General features: G+C 61.2%; 15 protein-coding genes and 2 pseudogenes. 16 read left to right on the top strand and 1 reads right to left on the bottom strand.

Translation table 11 applies throughout. From position 1 onward, the window contains the following. Nucleotides 1-19: 19 nt before the first annotated feature. From OKW29_RS27520 to OKW29_RS27455, 14 genes and pseudogenes are all read left to right on the top strand, one after another. A complete protein-coding gene (locus OKW29_RS27520) occupies nt 20-931 on the top strand; it encodes an SDR family NAD(P)-dependent oxidoreductase (protein WP_429293324.1) in 912 nt (303 codons plus the stop codon). Between the two features lie 28 nt (nt 932-959). Continuing rightward, a complete protein-coding gene (locus tag OKW29_RS27515; protein ID WP_429293323.1) occupies nt 960-1,793 on the top strand; it encodes a sensor histidine kinase in 834 nt (277 codons plus the stop codon). Next, nucleotides 1,793-2,425: a response regulator gene (locus OKW29_RS27510; protein WP_429293322.1), complete on the top strand. Its 633-nt coding sequence runs from the start codon at nt 1,793-1,795 to the stop codon at nt 2,423-2,425. Before OKW29_RS27515 ends, OKW29_RS27510 begins: the two co-directional genes overlap by 1 nt. Before the next feature lie 65 nt (nt 2,426-2,490). Continuing rightward, complete coding sequence (locus OKW29_RS27505; RefSeq protein WP_429293321.1) at nt 2,491-2,946, top strand: (2Fe-2S)-binding protein; 456 nt, start codon at nt 2,491-2,493, stop codon at nt 2,944-2,946. A gap of 1 nt (nt 2,947) precedes the next feature. After that, the gene (locus tag OKW29_RS27500; RefSeq protein WP_429293320.1) at nt 2,948-5,212 is read left to right on the top strand and encodes a molybdopterin cofactor-binding domain-containing protein; all 2,265 of its coding nucleotides are present in this window, start codon (nt 2,948-2,950) and stop codon (nt 5,210-5,212) included. Nucleotides 5,213-5,247: 35 nt separating this feature from the next. After that, entirely contained in the window at nt 5,248-6,537 is a 1,290-nt protein-coding gene (locus OKW29_RS27495; RefSeq protein ID WP_429294950.1) for a c-type cytochrome, read from the top strand. A gap of 157 nt (nt 6,538-6,694) precedes the next feature. Continuing rightward, nucleotides 6,695-7,522: an oxidoreductase gene (locus OKW29_RS27490; RefSeq protein WP_429293319.1), complete on the top strand. Its 828-nt coding sequence runs from the start codon at nt 6,695-6,697 to the stop codon at nt 7,520-7,522. A 117-nt stretch (nt 7,523-7,639) separates the two neighbouring features. Next, nucleotides 7,640-8,236: pseudogene (locus OKW29_RS27485) on the top strand (cytochrome b/b6 domain-containing protein). Between the two features lie 3 nt (nt 8,237-8,239). Further along, nucleotides 8,240-9,023 (top strand): annotated as a pseudogene (locus OKW29_RS27480) (molybdopterin-dependent oxidoreductase). 72 nt (nt 9,024-9,095) lie between these two features. After that, nucleotides 9,096-9,701 (top strand): hypothetical protein, encoded by a 606-nt coding sequence (locus OKW29_RS27475; RefSeq protein ID WP_429294949.1) that lies wholly within the window; start codon nt 9,096-9,098, stop codon nt 9,699-9,701. A gap of 293 nt (nt 9,702-9,994) precedes the next feature. Next, nucleotides 9,995-10,738 (top strand): SDR family oxidoreductase, encoded by a 744-nt coding sequence (locus tag OKW29_RS27470; protein ID WP_429293318.1) that lies wholly within the window; start codon nt 9,995-9,997, stop codon nt 10,736-10,738. Nucleotides 10,739-10,830: 92 nt separating this feature from the next. Next, nucleotides 10,831-11,793, top strand: a complete 963-nt coding sequence (locus tag OKW29_RS27465) for an MBL fold metallo-hydrolase (RefSeq protein ID WP_184067899.1) — start codon at nt 10,831-10,833, stop codon at nt 11,791-11,793. A 70-nt stretch (nt 11,794-11,863) separates the two neighbouring features. Next, on the top strand, nt 11,864-13,075 hold the full coding sequence (locus tag OKW29_RS27460) for an MFS transporter (RefSeq protein WP_221307731.1): 1,212 nt from the start codon (nt 11,864-11,866) through the stop codon (nt 13,073-13,075). A gap of 24 nt (nt 13,076-13,099) precedes the next feature. Next, the gene (locus OKW29_RS27455) at nt 13,100-13,765 is read left to right on the top strand and encodes a glutathione S-transferase family protein (protein ID WP_429293317.1); all 666 of its coding nucleotides are present in this window, start codon (nt 13,100-13,102) and stop codon (nt 13,763-13,765) included. 25 nt (nt 13,766-13,790) lie between these two features. Here the strand turns inward: OKW29_RS27455 and OKW29_RS27450 are convergent, their stop codons facing one another. Continuing rightward, nucleotides 13,791-14,237, bottom strand: coding sequence for a hypothetical protein (locus OKW29_RS27450; protein WP_184067906.1), 447 nt, complete (start codon nt 14,235-14,237; stop codon nt 13,791-13,793). Nucleotides 14,238-14,457: 220 nt separating this feature from the next. Between OKW29_RS27450 and OKW29_RS27445 the strand changes: the two genes are divergently transcribed. Further along, the gene (locus OKW29_RS27445; RefSeq protein ID WP_184067910.1) at nt 14,458-16,149 is read left to right on the top strand and encodes an ATP-binding protein; all 1,692 of its coding nucleotides are present in this window, start codon (nt 14,458-14,460) and stop codon (nt 16,147-16,149) included. 179 nt (nt 16,150-16,328) lie between these two features. Next, entirely contained in the window at nt 16,329-16,877 is a 549-nt protein-coding gene (locus OKW29_RS27440; protein ID WP_429293316.1) for a cupin domain-containing protein, read from the top strand. The last annotated feature ends 75 nt before the right edge of the window (nt 16,878-16,952 follow it).

Here is a 16,952-nt window from a genome sequence, read left to right as displayed (position 1 = left end):
AATCATAGGGAGCTTCGGCATGATGTCGCAGAGCGGGACCATTCTAATCACCGGAGCTAATTCCTGCTTTGGCCGTGCACTCGCACAGGCGGCGCTCGAGGAGGGATTCCGAGTAGCCGGCACCGTACGTAACGAAGCCGCGCGATTGGCCTTCGAGGCGCTGGCTCCGGGACAAACGCACGGTTATCTGCTCGACCTGGCCGATCAAGGCGCAATCGCACTGCTCGTCGAACGGATCGAACTCGAGGCAGGGCCAATCACCGTGCTGGTCAACAACGCAGGCTGCCTGCATGCAGGAACGGTTGAAGAATCGCCGATCGAGGCCCTGGAGCACCAACTGGCGGTCAACCTGATTGCGCCGACGATTCTGATTCAGGCGATTCTGCCACAGATGCGGCGACGCCGCGCCGGCCAGATCGTGAATGTGACGACGATCGGCGGGTTGGTCGGACTCCCGGGTTTCGGCTTCTCCCACGCAAGCCGCTTTGCGCTCGAAGGGCTCACAGAGAGTCTGCGCAAGGAATTGAAACTGCTCGGAATCGACGTGACTGCTGTCGAGATAGGCGGCTTGCAGCCAGGGTACGGACGGTCGAACGAGCCATCAACCGGCGATTCAAACCCCGCGGCTTCAGGCAACCCGGTCACCGTGGACTTCTCGTCGGGCGTCCCGGCACGAACGCAGACGTCGACCCTTCACGCGGACTATGCATGGGCACTCGGCGCATCGCGGGCGGTGCCCGTGACGGAGTCTCATCTGCTTGATCCAGGCCGCGCAGCGCGCGCATTGCTCGCGGCGCTCAGGACCGGCGCCGCGCCCGCTCATTTGCTGCTAGGAGAGAACGCCGTGCAATGGGTGCGGGAAAAAATAGCCGCGCTGAAAGCCGAAATCACCGCTTGGGAAAGCGTTTCATTGTCCGCGCAGTCGGACTGACAGGGGAGCAGTCATGAGTCATTCCATCGTGCAGGACGACGGCGCGGAGCCTGTCTGGCCGTCTCTCGATCGGACGTTGCGTTCGTTCGGGCGCGAGTCGATCAGCGACTTTGCGAAGAACGACGGGCGCGCGATCGACCGTGCACGGGCGGCTGCCTCGCCCCTGACGGATCTGAGGACGCAGGCACTCATTGCTGGCGCGCTCCAGGCAGACCGTTCGCGGATCGCGCGAGACGTTCATGACACGTTCGCGCAAGGGCTGACCGGTGTCGTCGTGCAATTGCGCGTGGCCTCCATGAAGGCGCTGCAAACAGGACGGTGCCAGGATGCCGGTACGCAAGAGAGCGACCCTGTTCACGAAGCACTCGCTGCGGCATCGAGCGCGCTGCGACAACTGAACGATTTCATGCGTCAGCTGCGCGACCCCCCGATGGCACTCCCCGGGTGCGGTGCCGACGGCACATGTGATTTGATACGGCCCGTCAGGGAGTGTCTTGCTCTCAGCGTCGCCCGCGCAACGTGCACATCCGTGTACTTCGACACGCGGCATGAGGTGCTATTGCTGTCCGCTCACGTCGTTCATGAGATCGCGATGATCGTATCCGAAGCCGCAACGAACGCGATGCGGCACGCGCAGGCCGACACGCTGGAATGCACGATCGTCGACGGCAGCGCCGGCCTGCTGGTTGAGGTCAGGGACGACGGGCGCGGGTTCGACTTGTCCCAGCCCGTTTCCGGATTCGGTCTTCTCGGCTTGCATGAGCGTGCCGATCTGATCGGAGCTCAACTCGACGTGATTAGCAGCCTGGGACGAGGCACACGCATCACGGTGACGGTGCCCTATTCGGATGAGGCCCGCTGATGAGTGCGTCGACAGCCATTACTGTCTTGCTGGCAGACGATCACCGCGTGGTCCGCGCCGGTATCGCCGCGTTGCTCGAGTCGACGGGCCGGTTTCACGTGATTGCCCAGGCCGACGACGGTATTCAGGCGGTTGCTCAATTCCGTATCCATCGCCCGCGGATCGTGCTGACTGATTTGCGGATGCCGCACTATGGCGGCGTGCAGGTGATCCAGCAGATTCGTCGAATCGATCCGCAGTCGCGGATCGTGATTCTCACGACGTTCGACGGTGAAGAGGACATCTACCGTGGACTCAATGCCGGCGCTCGCGCGTATCTGCTGAAGGAAGCCTCGCTCGAGACGCTTCTGGACTGCCTGGAGACGGTCGCGCGTGGCGAGTGTTACGCACCTCCCGATCAGGTTGCGGCGAAGCTGGCATCGCGAGTCGAGCAACCGAGGCTCACGTTGCGCGAGCTCGACATCTTGCAACGCGTGGCGCTTGGCCATTCGAACAAGCAGATTGCCGCGCGCGCTGCAATCTGCGAGGCCACCGTCAAGAAACACGTATCCAGTGCATTCGACAAGCTTAAAGCGTCGAGTCGCACACAAGCGGTGCTGATTGCGCGTACACGCGGACTCATCCTGGGATGATCCGGCCGACGCGTGCAGGTCGCGGCAAACATCCTTTCTAAACACTCCAGGCGACGAAACCGACCATGATTGAACTAACCATCAACGCGCAGAACCACGTCGTCGATGCACCACCGGAAATGCCGCTTCTTTGGGTCATACGCGACATCGTCGGACTGACCGGCACGAAGTTCGGCTGCGGGATTGCTCAGTGCGGAGCCTGCACCGTGCATCTCGATGGCGAGCCGGCCCGCTCCTGCGTGACGCCTGTCGCGGCGGTCGGCGGCCGGCGGATTACGACGATCGAGGCGATCGGCGCGACGCCGGCCGGTCAGAAGGTTCAGAAGGCATGGCTCGACATCGACGTCGTGCAATGCGGCTATTGCCAATCCGGCCAGATTATGTCCGCGGCTGCACTGATTGCATCGAACCCAGCGCCTAGCGACGCCGACATCGACGCAGCCATGGCCGGAAATATCTGTCGTTGTGGAACTTATGTGCGAATTCGCGCGGCGATCAAGCAAGCAGCAAAGGGCGCTTGATATGGCCACACGACTGTTGGACAAGCGATCGTTCAGCCGGCGCGATTTCCTGCAGCTTGGCGTGAGCGTGGGGGTTGCTGCGGGCGGCGGCTTGCTGCTCGGCGTGAGTTTCAAAGCAAACAGCGCGTCCGAGGCAACCGCAAGCGGCGGCATCACCGCGGCGATTCGCTCCGCCGGCAGCGTCATAGGTGGAGACGGTCAGGTACCCGCGCCGGGAGGTGACTTAGCGCCGAACGCATTTATCAGGATCGGTCGGGAAGGGCACGTATTTATCGTTGTACCGAAGGTCGAAATGGGCCAGGGCGTCTACACGTCAATCCCGATGCTGATTGCCGAAGAACTGGAAGTGCCGCTCGATAACGTCACGCTCCAGCACGCACCACCCGACGCCGCGTTATACGCGGACGGGCTGCTTGGCATGCAAGTCACGGGCGGGTCGACATCGATGCGGGCCATGTGGGAGCCGATGCGGCGAGCCGGGGCGGTTGGCAGAACACTGCTGCTGCATGCGGCAGCGCAGGCATGGGGCGTCGATTCTGCGGGTTGCGTCGCACGCAACGCAGTGGTGCGGCATGTGGCGAGTAACCGCACCTTGACATACGGTCAACTGGTCGAGTGCGCTGCTTCGCTGGCGATGACGTCCGATCTGGCGAAGTCGATCGTGCTGAAGTCACCGTCGGCGTTCACCATCATCGGCAAACCGGTGAAGCGGCTCGACTCTCCGGAGAAGTTGAATGGCGTCGCCCGGTTTGGTATCGACGCCCAACTGCCCGGCATGGTGTACGCAGTGGTGGTCAATTGCCCAGTAATTGGCGGCTCTCTTGCGCGGGTCGACGACAGGGTGGCGCGGGCGGTGCCGGGTGTAAGCCAGATCGTCAGGCTCGACAACGCGGTCGCGGCCATCGGTACGCATACGTGGGCAGCCAAAACGGGGGCTAGTGCGCTGGCGATCGAATGGAATTCAGGCCCGAATTCCCAGATGACGACCATGACGCTGGTCGGTGATCTGCAGCGCGCGTCGCAACGGCCGGGCGCAGTGGCTCGCAAGGCCGGCGACGTGGCGACCGCATTTAGCCAGGCATCTCGCAAGATCGAAGCGGTATATGAATTGCCGTTCCTCGCGCACGCGACGATGGAGCCGATGAACTGCACCGTGCATCTGCACGATGGCCGCTGCGAAATATGGTGCGGCACGCAGGTGCCCACTCGTGTCGTGGATGCCGCAGCGAAAATCACCGGCCTTCCGCCCGGCCAGATCGTCCTGCATAACGCTCTGCTTGGTGGAGGCTTCGGACGCAGGCTGGAGGTCGATGTCCTGATGCAGGCGGTCAGGATTGCGCAGCAGGTCAACGCTCCGGTGAAAGTACTGTGGACACGTGAAGAAGACATTCAGCACGACATGTATAGGCCGTATTACTACGACCGCATTGCCGCTGCGCTGGATTCGTCCGGAAAACCGGCCGGGTGGACTCACCGGATCACCGGGTCTTCCATTGTCGCGCGTTGGGCGCCGGCCTGGTTCAAGAACGGGCTGGATCCCGACGCGGTGGAGGTCGCAGACAAGCTGCCGTACGACATTCCCGCGCAACTCGTCGACTACGTGCGGGAGGAGCCACGAGGTGTGCCAACAGCATTCTGGCGGGGCGTCGGGCCGACGCGCAGTACGTTCGTCGTCGAGGGTTTCATCGACGAACTGGCGCACGAAACCAAGACCGACCCAGTCACGTACCGGCGCGCGCTGCTCGGCCGTTCGCCGCGCTTGCTGCATGTGCTCGATGTCGCGACACGGGCGGCAGACTGGGGTAGCCCTTTGCCGGCGGGAAAAGGGCGCGGCGTGTCGGTGATGAATGCGTTCGGCAGTTTCTTCTGCATGGTCGTCCAGGTATCGATGGACAACGGCGGCGTACGGGCAGAACGGGTTGTGTGCGCCGTCGATTGCGGACAGGTGGTGAACCCCGACACGGTTCGGGCGCAGGTGGAAGGCGGTGCAATTTTCGGTCTCAGCGCCGCGCTGTTCAACCAGATCACTTTCTCGAACGGCCGCGTGGAGCAGAGCAATTTCAACGACTATCGCGTCATGCGCATCAACGAAGCACCGCATATCGACACGCATATTGTCGCCAGCAGCGAAGCGCCGGGCGGCATGGGTGAGCCAGGTACGGCCGCCGTCGCTCCAGCGCTTGTCAACGCGATTTTCGCGGCTAGTGGGCGGCGGGTGCGACGCCTGCCGGTGGGCAATCAGTTGCAGACCTCAGAGTCCGCGTGAGGAGAACCAGATTGAATTCAACTTTTATCCGGGCGATGCGTCGCGCTGCGCCGACTTTTCTCTATGTGTTAGGCATTGCGCTCTTTTCGACGCCCGCCTTTTCACAGGGCGACGGGGGCCTCGTGACGCGAGGGGCCTATCTGGCTAAAGCGGGAGATTGCATTGCCTGCCACTCGGCGCCGGGAGGCAAACCGTTTGCGGGTGGCCTGCCGATGGCGACGCCGATGGGTCGTATCTATTCGACCAATATCACACCGGACGCGAAACACGGAATAGGAACGTACAGCGAAGCGGATTTCATCCGCGCGGTGCGCGAAGGTGTTGCGAAAGACGGCCACAACCTGTATCCCGCGATGCCCTACCCGTCGTATGCCAAAGTCGGCGATGCCGATATGAAGGCGCTGTACGCGTATTTCATGCGGGGCGTAGCACCCGTCGCTCAACCCAACATTGTCTCCGACATTCCGTGGCCGGTGAACATGCGCTGGCCGCTGAAATTCTGGAACATGGTCTTTCTCGACAATAAGCCGTATGAGTCGCGTCCGGACAAGGACGCCTCATGGAATCGTGGCGCCTACCTGGTGCAGGGCCTCGGCCATTGCGGCGCATGCCATACGCCGCGCGGGATCGCGTTCCAGGAAAAGGCAAGCGATGACGGCGGACATGCATTCCTTAGCGGCGCCGCGGTCGACAACTGGTTCGCGTCGAATCTCACCGGCAATACGAACACGGGCCTTGGCCGGTGGAGTGAAGAGGATCTGAGCGTATTCCTGCGCACCGGTGCAAACGCACATGCCACCGCCTTCGGATCGATGACCGACGTGATCAACAACAGTACGCAGGCGCTGAACGATGTCGATTCGCGGGCGATAGCGCACTACATCAAATCGCTGCCAGCGACGCGGGCGGAAGAAGGCCCGCCATGGAAGCCCTATAAGCCCGATGTGACCGATCTGAAGAATACTGCGGGCCTGCTGCGTCGGCCGGCGGGCCATCCTGGCGCCACGATCTACACGACGTATTGCCTGCATTGCCATGGGGCGGACGGGCGAGGAGCCGCCCCTTGGCTAGCGCCGCTCGCAGGTAATCCGAACGTGCTCGAACCCAACCCTCTTTCGCTCATCAATGTGACGCTGAACGGAACCGGGCCACTGATGATCGGCGGTCTGCAGGCCGCCTATCCGATGCCGCGCTATCACCCGGTGCTGGATGATCAGCAGATCGCCGACGTCCTGACCTTCGTGCGCGGCAACTGGAACAACCGCGCTCCCGCAGTCGATGCCGCCGAGGTCACGAAGCTTCGCAAGGCAACGGCCCAACCCTGAGTGTGACGGCGTGAGCCTTGCTGGACAAGGCTTTCGGGCCGATTAGAGCCGCTTATCAGCACTACTGTCATTTCGAATTGGGAGCTGCACGGCCGTTCGACGACACTGCCCCTGTCGCGCGGAGCCAAGTCCGCGCGGATTCCACAGGAGAAGTGAGATGAAAACCTGGTTTATTACGGGCGTGAGTAGTGGTTTTGGGCGGGCGCTTGCTGAAGCGGCACTTGAGCGCGGGGACCGTGTGGCCGGAACACTGCGCAGCGAAGAACAACGCGCGGCATTCGATGCGCTTAAGCCGGGGCTGTCGCTCGGTGTGCGCCTTGACGTGACGCGGCACGATGACGTACGCCGGGCAGTGGCTCTGGTCGAAGAAAGTTTCGGCCCGATCGACGTGCTGGTCAACAACGCCGGCTATGGTCATGAAGGCACGATCGAGGAAACGCCGCTCGATGAATACCGCAAGCAGTTCGACGTCAACGTGTTCGGTGCCGTGTCGGCGATTCAGGCGGTCTTGCCGTATATGCGGGCGCGACGCAGCGGCCATATTGTGAATATCACCTCGATGGGCGGGATCGTCACGTTTCCCGGTCTCGGCGTCTATCACGGAAGCAAGTTTGCGCTCGAAGGGATCAGTGAGGCGCTGTCAAAGGAGGTGGCGGACCTCGGTATCAGGGTGACGGCGGTGGAGCCTGGCGCATTCCGCACCGAATGGGCTGGACGCTCGATGAACCGGGGCAGTGCAAGCATTGCGGACTATGAGCCGCTCTTCGCACCGTTGCGCAAAGCTCGCGCGGAACGCAGCGGCAAGCAGCCGGGAGATCCGGCCAAGGCAGCATCGGCCATCCTGACGCTGGTGGATTCGCCGAAGCCGCCGGTCCATCTGCCCTTGGGGACGGACGCGCTCGCGTTTATCCGCTGCAAGCTCGATACGTTCAGCCAGGAAGTGACTGCCTGGGAACCGGTCGCCTCAGCGACGAACTTCGATTGACACGGCACGCGCACGCTTTGAGTCGCATGCAGGCCGCGGGCGGCACACCGGTTTATGGTGTGCCGCCGCGTCGATCTCGCGTTGCAGGCAACGCCATGGAGAGAAAGGAGAGGCTGCATGACGCATCGCGTCGCTATTCACCCGTTATGGTTGCGAATCTGGCATTGGATCAACCTGATCGCCGTCGTGCTGATGGTCACAAGCGGCTGGCAGGTGTACAACGCGTCGCGTATCTTCGGACAGATCCGTTTCCCCGCATCGATTACGCTTGGCAGATGGCTTGGCGGCGCGTTGCTCTGGCATTTCGCGGCGATGTGGCTGCTCGCGTTGAATCTGGCTTTGTATGTCATCGCTAATACGTTAACTTGACGCTGGCGGCGACGCTTCTTCCCGCTCACACCGTCGAGCGTATGGACTGACTTGCGTGCCGCGCTTACCGCCAGGCTCTCTCATGACGATCTATCGCGCTACAACGCCGTGCAGAAGCTTGCCTATCTGTTCGTGCTATTCGACCTATCGCTGCTGATTGCCTCGGGGCTCGCCCTGTGGAAGCCGGTGCAACTTCCTTTCCTGCGCGATCTGCTCGGTGGATTCGATGATGCACGGGTTGTACATTTTTTTGCAATGGTGACTTTGGTCGGATTCGTTGCCGTCCATGTCGTGATGGTCGCGATCGTGCCGCGGTCCTTGTTGACGATGATTCGAGGAAAGTAACCGATGGCCTCTATCGTGCGTGATAAACGCAAGCCAGCGCTCGACGCACAGTCGATTATCAAAGACGTCAGCCGTGAAATGGCCGACCCGCTGCGCCGTGCGCTTGGCAAACGCATTTTGACTCAGGGTGGCCTAGCGCTGCTGTCCGGTTGCAGCCTCACCGATGAACGATCGGTCGACGCGATGCTGCGCAACATCTCCCGGTTTAACGACAGGGTGCAAGGCTGGCTGTTCGATCCGCGCAGACTTGCGCCCACGTATTTCGAAGCGATGGTTACACGGCCGTTTCCGTTCAATGCCTTTTACGATATCGACGACGTGCCGCAGATCGATGGAGCGACATACAAGCTGGAAGTACGAGGCCTGATTAGCGGCAAGACGCAGTGGACGCTCGCCGAGCTTGGCACGTTGCCACAAAATGAGTCAGATCACGCGTCACATCTGCATTGAGGGCTGGAGCGCGATCGGCCGTTGGGACGGCATCCCGTTTTCGCAGTTTCTGGCACGCGCTGGAGCGGACATGTCAGCGAAGTACGTCGCCTTCGAATGTGCCGACAACTATTCCACCAGCATTGACATGCCGACTGCGTTGCATCCGCAGACGCTGCTGACGCTCGGCTATGACGGCCAGACATTGCCGCCGAAGTACGGATTTCCCATGAAGCTGCGCATGCCGACCAAATTGGGCTACAAGAACCCGAAACATATTGTGGCGATTTCGGTGACCAACACCTATCCGGGCGGTTACTGGGAAAACCAGGGTTATAACTGGTTCGGCGGTTCGTGAATTTCACCGTTTGCTGCGCCGTGCGCAGTTTTTTTGGAGCAAGAGATGAAGAAACAAAACAGGAGCGGCGTCATGGCGGCATTGACGCTGGCGTCTATCGTGACGACATCAATCGCGCCCGCCGCTTTCGCACAAGGTGCAGGTGCTCCGGCGCGTATCCGCGGTGACATCGTATCCGCAACTTCAGACGCGGTCACGGTGCATCGGCGTAGCGGCGACACTGTTGCGATCAGCCTCAAGCCGGCGCAGCCGGTGCTAACGGTCAAACCCGTGGCGCTTGCCGACATCAAGCCCGGCTCGTATGTAGGCGTTGCGTCGAAGACTGGCGTTGACGGCAAGATGACCGCGCTGGAGGTGGTCGTCTTTCCCGAAGCGGCGCGCGGAACTGGCGAGGGACATTACGGATGGGATCTTGGGGCGAACAGCACGATGACGAACGCGAATGTCGACACCGTGGTAACAGGCACCAGCGGACGCGACCTGAAGCTTTCCTATAAAGGCGGATCGAATCAGATTACCGTGCCGCCGACCGTACCGATCGTCACGTCGGTGCCAGCTTCGCCGGGTGACCTCGTCGCGGGTAAGAAGGTATTCGTCATTGCGGCGCCAGCTAGCGATGGAAAGCTGGAGGCTCGCAATGTGGTCGTCGAAAAAGACGGGGTCGCGCCGCCTATGTGAGATGGCTTTGTAGTAGCCGCAGAGAGTGATGCGTCGACCTGGTCGGCGCATTTTTTTCGCCTGGAGGAACGTGAACCTGAGCGCCTATGCGAACGTGGCGGCTATCCATAACCGTGCCTAATCAATCGGTCTGGGCGATCTAATTGGCGCGTCCCGGTCCGCGCGACCAGAATGCAATCCATGCAAACACGTTTCGACACACCGCGAAACAGGTCGTTTGCTCAGTTCAGGGTGTGCGGCACATCGCGCATCGGTTGCACTTCCAACGCATTTCATCGGACAGGATTTCAATCATGGAAAACAGCATCGACACCAAGGTAGTCGTCATCACCGGCGCGAGCAGCGGCATTGGCGAGGCGACCGCACGGCGTCTCGCGAAAAATGGCGCGCGCGTTGTACTTGCAGCGCGCCGTGTCGAGCGGCTCACATCGCTCGCGCAAGAGATTCGCACCGCCGGCGGGACCGCGGAAGCCTTCGCAGCCGACGTGACGTCCCGCGCCGATGTGGAAGCACTCACCCGTTTCGCTATCGAGAGATTCGGCCGTCTCGACGTGCTTATCAATAACGCCGGTCTGATGTCGATTGCACCGCTCAGCGATGTAAAGGTCGACGAATGGGATCGCATGATCGACATCAACATCAAGGGTGTGCTGTACGGCATCGCTGCGGCACTGCCGGTTTTCCAGAAGCAGGGCAGCGGCCACTTCATCAACGTCGCATCGATCGCCGGACATAAGGTGTTCGCACCGGGTGGCACGGTCTACAGTGGGACGAAATTCGCGGTACGGGCGATCTCGGAGGGTTTGCGTCAAGAGGTCGGCGGCTCGATCCGTACGACGACGATTTCCCCTGGCGCAATCGAAACCGAGCTCAAGTTGGGCACATCGCATGAAGCGAGTTCTGAAGGCCTCGAGCAGTTCTACAAAGTCGCGATTCCGAGCGACACCATTGCGCGTGCAATCGAATACGCGATTTCGCAGCCGGCCGACGTCGACATCAACGACATCATCGTGCGCCCGACAGTGCAGGAATTCTGACGTGTAGCGCTTACCGCCATCACGTTTCCTTTCTACATCCATGTGCCGAAACGCATCGTTTCGTGCCTCGTTTATCATCAAGGAGAAGTACCATGACCAACATTCTGACCCGCTCGATCGACGCACCCGTACCTTCCAAGATCAACACCCAGGTGCCGGGCTATTACCGGATCGCGGTTGGGGATTTCGAAATCACCGCGCTCTATGACGGCTATGTCGATTTCGACCGGAACCTGTTCATGCATGCCCCGGATAGCGAGATCCAGGCGCTATTGCAGAAGATGTATATCAATGCACCGGCCATTCAGGGCTCGGGAAACATCTATGTAGTGAACACGGGCTCGAACCTGATCCTTGTCGATACCGGCGCGGCCGATACGTTCGGTGAAAGCCTCGGCTGGGTCGAACGCAACCTGATCGCGTCGGGCTATCAACCGTCGCAGATCGACACGGTACTAATGACCCACCTGCACGCGGATCACGTCGCTGGCTTGATTGCGGCCGACGGCTCGCGGGCCTTTCCGAATGCCGATATCTACGTTGCCAAGCGTGAAGCCGACTTCTGGCTGAGCGATGATCCGCAACTCCGCGCGCCGGATGCCGTGGCTCAGGTGACGAAGATCGCCCGCCGCTCGGTTGCCCCGTATATCGAAGCAGGTCGTTTCAAGACGTTTGAAGCGGGCGACATGCTCGCGCCGGGTGTCCGGTCGATGCCGTTGCCGGGACATACGCCGGGCCATACCGGTTTCGTGTTCACGTCGGAGGGCGAGCGCTTCTTCACGTGGGGGGATGCGATCCATAACCAGGCGCTGCAATTCGCACGGCCGGAGATCGCTATCGAATTCGACGTCGACACCACGGCATCGGTCGCAACGCGCCGGGCGATTCTCGCCGAAGCGGCATCCACCGGAGAGATCGTCAGTGCAGCCCATCTGCCGTTCCCGGGTATGGGCCGTGTGCGGATCGAGGGCGATGGATACGCTTGGGTGCCGCTCGAGTTCGGCCCGGTTCACCGCGCGGAGCATGTGCATATCTACACGTCGAGCCGTAAGTAAAGCTTCGCTCGCCGGCGTGTCCGCTTAGGGTTGGGCGCGCCGGGTTCTTACCCTTCCGATGGAGTTTGTGATGACAAGCGGTGTTGCTGAGGCGCGCAGTGCGCGCGCCGTCCCCGAAACGCATCCCGTACGGCGCATGTGGTCCGCCGCCTGGATGGTCACTGCGGTATTCATGCTGTCGAACTCGGCGACGCCACTGTACGTGCATTGGCAGCAGCGACTCGGCTTTTCGTCCGGCACGCTGACGCTGGTCTTCGCAGCCTACATTGTAGGCTTGCTCGTTGCGCTGCTGGTGGCGGGACAATTGTCGGACCGCGTCGGCCGCAAGCCCGTGCTCATTCCGGGCTTGCTCACGGCGCTAGTCGCGTGCGTGCTGTTTGCCACAGCGTCTTCGGTCGTCACGTTGGGCATTGCGCGTCTGTTGACGGGCATCTCCGTGGGCGTGATCGTGTCGGCCGGAATGGCGAGCGTCGTCGATGTCGGCGGTCCGGCGCGTCGACGCCTTGCTTCGCTCGCGGCATCCGTGGCGATGGTTCTCGGAGCTGGTCTCGGTCCGCTGCTGGCGGGTATTTTCGCGCAGTATTCCGTCCACCCGGTCAGTGGGACTTATGCGTTGCTCGGGGTCGTGCTTGCTAGTGGTCTCGCGGTAGCGGCGCTGTTGCCGCTGGCGCGTCCTGCGGCGGTCGTAGGGGCGATGCATCTACCGTCAGTGCCGGCAGAAAACCGGATCCACCTTGCACTGGGCGTAGCAGTATTCGCTCCTGGACTTTCGGCGACGACGTTCGTGGCGGCGCTCGGCCCCTCGCTGCTCTCGCGGCTGCTGCACGTTCATAGTCCGCTGGTGGCGGGCGGCATGGTCTGCCTGATGTTCCTGTCGGCGACAGCCGTGCAGTTCGCGGTGCGTAGTCTCCATGTGAGGACGATTCTCGTGCTCGGTGCATTGGCAAGCATTGCATCCATGGTCTCTCTCGCACTCGCCGCCAACCTGTCGATAGCGGTGCTGCAAATCGCGTCGGCGGTACTTGCCGGAGCTGGGCAGGGACTTGGGCAACTGGGCGGCCTGACGCTGATCGGCACCCATGTGCGCGACGACCGGCGCGCGGAAGCCAATTCGATTCTGAACTTCGGTGCGTATGTTCCGGCAGGTGCGTTTGCAGTCGGAACGGGCTATCTGGTGGACGCTATCGGGATGGCAGCGGCTGCCACGGTATTTGCGGCGTTCCTTGCGGGTAGCGCGGCGCTGGCGATCGTGTTCGTCCGCAAGCGACTGAGCGGCGACTGAATCACGACACTCGCGGGCGGCCTGATGGCCGTCCGTCATACCGGAGTTTGTGAAATGATTACCCTATATACGTGGACAACTTCGAATGGTCGCAAGATTACGATCATGCTCGAGGAGCTGGGCTTGCAATACCGGATTCATCCTGTCGATCTGTCGGAAGGCGAGCAGTTCGCACCTGCGTTTCTCGAAGTCTCGCCCAACAACAAGATCCCGGCGATTGTCGATGAGGATGCCGAAGGCGGACCGCTGGTGCTCTTCGAAAGTGGCGCGATTCTGACGTATCTGGCAGACCTGAGTGGCCAGTATTTGGCTCCCACCGGCGCTCAGCGCTACCGGACGCTGTCATGGTTGAACTGGCAGGTCGGTGGGCTCGGCCCAATGTTGGGTCAGTTAGGATTTTTCGGCGTGCGATCGCCCGAAAGGCTGCCGATTGCCATCGAACGGTTTCGTGAAGAGGCTAACCGGCTATTCGGAGTGATGGACCGTCAATTGCAGAAACATATGTATTTGTCCCGAGACGAATACACGATCGCGGACATTGCCGCGTATCCCTGGACCGTCACTGCGACTACGCTGATGCAGGAGTATGTGCTGCCGATGCTCGAGACGAAACCGTCGGTACGGGCCTGGCTTGAACGCATCGGTCAGCGACCGGCGGTGCAGCGCGGCATGGTATTGCCGAAGCTTTGACATCTCCGGTGTACTTTTATCGCATTCAGCGGCGCTGTGGGCGGCGGAATGCATAGAGCCCAACGACGGCTGCTTTCAACAGACACTCGATCAGCGACAGGCCAAACAGTTCGCGCGATGCGGTGTATTCGAACGGCAGCGCTGAGGCGACCGCCATCAGGCTCGCGCCGCAAAGAAAGACGAACAGCGGGCGAGCATTGGGCACGTCGAGTATGGCTGCGACTCCCGAGCAGAGCAGTATCAGTTTGGCCACAGCCAAGGCGAGCATCAACATCGAGCCGTCCGCCGGGCTCAATTCCCATCGCGTTTCCAGTAGCGACCACGCACATACCGCTGCGATGGGCACGACTGTCATATGGCGTGAGGAGGCACGATCGCGGCGATGTGTCACGCGCAGTGAGTATTGACTGAGGTCGTGAATGTCGTCGTAAGCATTGCGCACGCGTTGGTCGAGCGTTTCGTCGAGGTTCATGGTGGTTTCCGGTAGTTCCTGCATGGTGAGTCGATGCTGCCAGTCTGGACGAGCAACCGCCTACTACCCAAGTTAATCATTGTGAATTCGCGTGCTGTGGTCCCATGCGATTGTTCGCGTTGCCCAAGAAATGCGTAGCGATGTTTCCCCAGGCAGGACAATCCGTTGTTGCGCACACTGACGTCATCGAGCTTTTGCTCTTCCTGTTAGGGACATTGCGATGACATCAGTTGGCGCTTGCTATTTCTTCGGTTCTTATCGCCTCGACTCACAGCAATTTCGTCTTTATCGCGACGACACGGTGGTCGCGCTTGGCGGACGTGCATTCGATCTGCTCCTCGCGCTGATTCGCCGGGCGGGCGAGGTCGTGAGTAAGCGCGAACTAATTGAAGTCGTGTGGCCGACTACCGTTGTGGACGAAAGCAATCTGCGCGGACAAATTGCGGCGCTTCGACTCGCCTTGGGGGACAGCGGGGAGGGGCAGAATATGCTGGCGACTGTCCCAGGCCGCGGTTACCGGTTCATTGCGCCGGTTACGCACGCCTTGACACAAGAGCCTGGCGACACCATGCTCGCCAGGCGGCTGCCGGCCTACGCTGATAAGTTGCACGGCCGCGACACGGATGTACGGCGGGTTGCGGAAACGCTTGTGCTGCGGCGTTTCGTGACCGTATCGGGCCCCGGCGGCATCGGCAAGACTCGGCTTGCTGTTGAGGTCGCGCGCCAACTTCAGGACACCTTTGCGGGCGGCGCGCGGTTTGTCGACCTTTCTGAAGCCGCTACGCTTGCCGATGTGCGCGATGCAATTGCGGCTTCGTGCGGATTACCCCTATCGTCGCGTGCGTCAGCCGACGACATAGCGTTGCAGCTCGCCACCCAACAAGCGCTACTACTGATCGACAGTTGCGAGCGGGTGACCGATATGGTGGCGCATATCGTCGAGCGCAGTCTGAGTGTGGGCGCGCGGGGCGCGTTCCTGATCTCGAGTCGCGAGGCATTGCGCGCGGAAGGAGAGCATGTCTTCCGGATCGGAGGACTCTCGGTACCAGACGCGGGAACCTTGGATCACGCCGCGCTGAGCGCATCTCCAGCGTTGCGAATGTTCGTCGACCACGCGGTCGCGCGACGTCATGATTTCCGTCTCGACGATAGCGAGGTCCCACTGCTTGCGGACCTTTGCCGGCACATCGAGGGCTCTCCGTTCGTCATTGAACTGCTTGCAGGGCACGTTGAGGCGTTCGGTGTCGGTGGCCTTTGCGCGCTTGCGCAGCAGCCGCGACAACTGCTGGATCTGTCCCGTCGCGTGCCGGTGGAGCGCCACTCGTCTCTGCGTATGCTGATCGAGTGGCAGCGCGATCTGCTTGCCGATCCGGAGCGAACTTTGCTGAAGCGATTCGCCGCGTGGCGCGGTGACTTCACATTGACCGACGCGTGCGCGATGGCTGCCGAAGCGGCGGTGCAGGGCGAACTCCAGGCTTGCGCGCGCCCGTGTCCACCGGATTGTGTGGCGGCTGCGATCGGACGGCTGGTCAACCAGTCCCGGCTGATAGCAGAATGCTCGCGCGGTTTTGTACGCTATCGCGTGCCGACTTTCGAACGAGCGTTTCTGTCCAGTGCGGATTCCGATTTTCAGGGCGTCCACGCCGTACAAGCACACGCCGCGGTGCCTGCATCGCCTGAACCGGCCGCGATGACGATCATGGCGAGCCCTGCTATGAGACATTCGGCGCACGGCGCGACACAGATTGCGTCCTTCGCAGGTGGGCTCGCGTCCCGCTGGACCGCTAGCGTGTTGCACCGGACAGCGGAGGACTGGCTGCATCCACCCCACGTTGCCCGAAATTACATTGATGGCTCAAAGACTTCCGATGCTTGTGCATTGCGACTGCACATCGAAAAGCGTGGTGATTAGCAGTATTGCGGTCCTGCATATGGCGCACGCTGCACGAAGAACGCTCGGGCCGGGCTCTAATTGCCCGCCGTGGAATGGAGGAGCCTTGGCGCGTAACTATTGGGTGCGGGGAAAACGTTGCTTGACGTGCAGTCCAGCAACACATAGACTCGTCGCACCGAACCATCTTTCGGTTGCGTATGGGATATGAAATGATTGGAGAGAGACTCAGGGAACTGCGTTCTGAACACGGCATGTCGCTGCGGGAGCTTGCACGTCTGGCTGACGTTTCGCCTACCTTGTTGAGCCAGGTGGAGAGGTCCGTAACAGACCCCAGCCTGGAAACAATGCGCCGGCTGGCAGGTGTGTTCGGCCAGTCGATTGCGTCGCTGTTCGCGGATCCAGCTTTGCCATCGGTGTGGGTCAGCAAGCCAGGCAGCCGCACCGTGCTAATGGCCGCAAAAGGCCGTGTCAGCTACGAACGTCTGACGGGGGGCAACGGTCAGCTCGAGGTCTTGCGCGCCGTACTCGAACCTGGGCAGGAGTCGGCGGCAGAGCCGCGCGGGCACCCGTCGTCCGAATGCGCGTACGTCGTGGCTGGTGTTTTGAGGGCCGAAATCGGCGGCGTGAACTACGATCTGCTGGCGGGTGAGAGCGTGTCGTTCGACGCCCGCTTGCCGCACCGTTACTGTAATTGTTCCGACCAGCAAACCGAGGTCATTCTTTCGGTGACGCCTCCCAGTCCGTAAATTGAATATCGGAAAGCCTGTGCGATAATCGGCCGCTGCTAAACGCAGCGACCCGAGTGGTTGCGCGCGAAGCAA

Origin of the sequence: Paraburkholderia sp. CI3, from assembly GCF_050436505.1 — a bacterium.
In the GTDB taxonomy this organism is placed as follows: domain Bacteria; phylum Pseudomonadota; class Gammaproteobacteria; order Burkholderiales; family Burkholderiaceae; genus Paraburkholderia; species Paraburkholderia tuberum.
This window is presented reverse-complemented; position numbering and strand designations above follow the sequence as displayed.

What these genes read in the sequence shown, in the direction of transcription:
- OKW29_RS27520 (WP_429293324.1), top strand. Translation starts at nt 20, where the DNA reads ATGATGTCGCAGAGCGGGACCATTCTAATCACCGGAGCTAATTCCTGC.
- OKW29_RS27510 (WP_429293322.1), top strand. Translation starts at nt 1,793, where the DNA reads ATGAGTGCGTCGACAGCCATTACTGTCTTGCTGGCAGACGATCACCGC.
- OKW29_RS27505 (WP_429293321.1), top strand. Translation starts at nt 2,491, where the DNA reads ATGATTGAACTAACCATCAACGCGCAGAACCACGTCGTCGATGCACCA.
- OKW29_RS27500 (WP_429293320.1), top strand. Translation starts at nt 2,948, where the DNA reads ATGGCCACACGACTGTTGGACAAGCGATCGTTCAGCCGGCGCGATTTC.
- OKW29_RS27495 (WP_429294950.1), top strand. Translation starts at nt 5,248, where the DNA reads ATGCGTCGCGCTGCGCCGACTTTTCTCTATGTGTTAGGCATTGCGCTC.
- OKW29_RS27490 (WP_429293319.1), top strand. Translation starts at nt 6,695, where the DNA reads ATGAAAACCTGGTTTATTACGGGCGTGAGTAGTGGTTTTGGGCGGGCG.
- OKW29_RS27475 (WP_429294949.1), top strand. Translation starts at nt 9,096, where the DNA reads ATGGCGGCATTGACGCTGGCGTCTATCGTGACGACATCAATCGCGCCC.
- OKW29_RS27470 (WP_429293318.1), top strand. Translation starts at nt 9,995, where the DNA reads ATGGAAAACAGCATCGACACCAAGGTAGTCGTCATCACCGGCGCGAGC.
- OKW29_RS27465 (WP_184067899.1), top strand. Translation starts at nt 10,831, where the DNA reads ATGACCAACATTCTGACCCGCTCGATCGACGCACCCGTACCTTCCAAG.
- OKW29_RS27460 (WP_221307731.1), top strand. Translation starts at nt 11,864, where the DNA reads ATGACAAGCGGTGTTGCTGAGGCGCGCAGTGCGCGCGCCGTCCCCGAA.
- OKW29_RS27455 (WP_429293317.1), top strand. Translation starts at nt 13,100, where the DNA reads ATGGCCGTCCGTCATACCGGAGTTTGTGAAATGATTACCCTATATACG.
- OKW29_RS27450 (WP_184067906.1), bottom strand. Translation starts at nt 14,237, where the DNA reads ATGAACCTCGACGAAACGCTCGACCAACGCGTGCGCAATGCTTACGAC.
- OKW29_RS27445 (WP_184067910.1), top strand. Translation starts at nt 14,458, where the DNA reads ATGACATCAGTTGGCGCTTGCTATTTCTTCGGTTCTTATCGCCTCGAC.
- OKW29_RS27440 (WP_429293316.1), top strand. Translation starts at nt 16,329, where the DNA reads ATGGGATATGAAATGATTGGAGAGAGACTCAGGGAACTGCGTTCTGAA.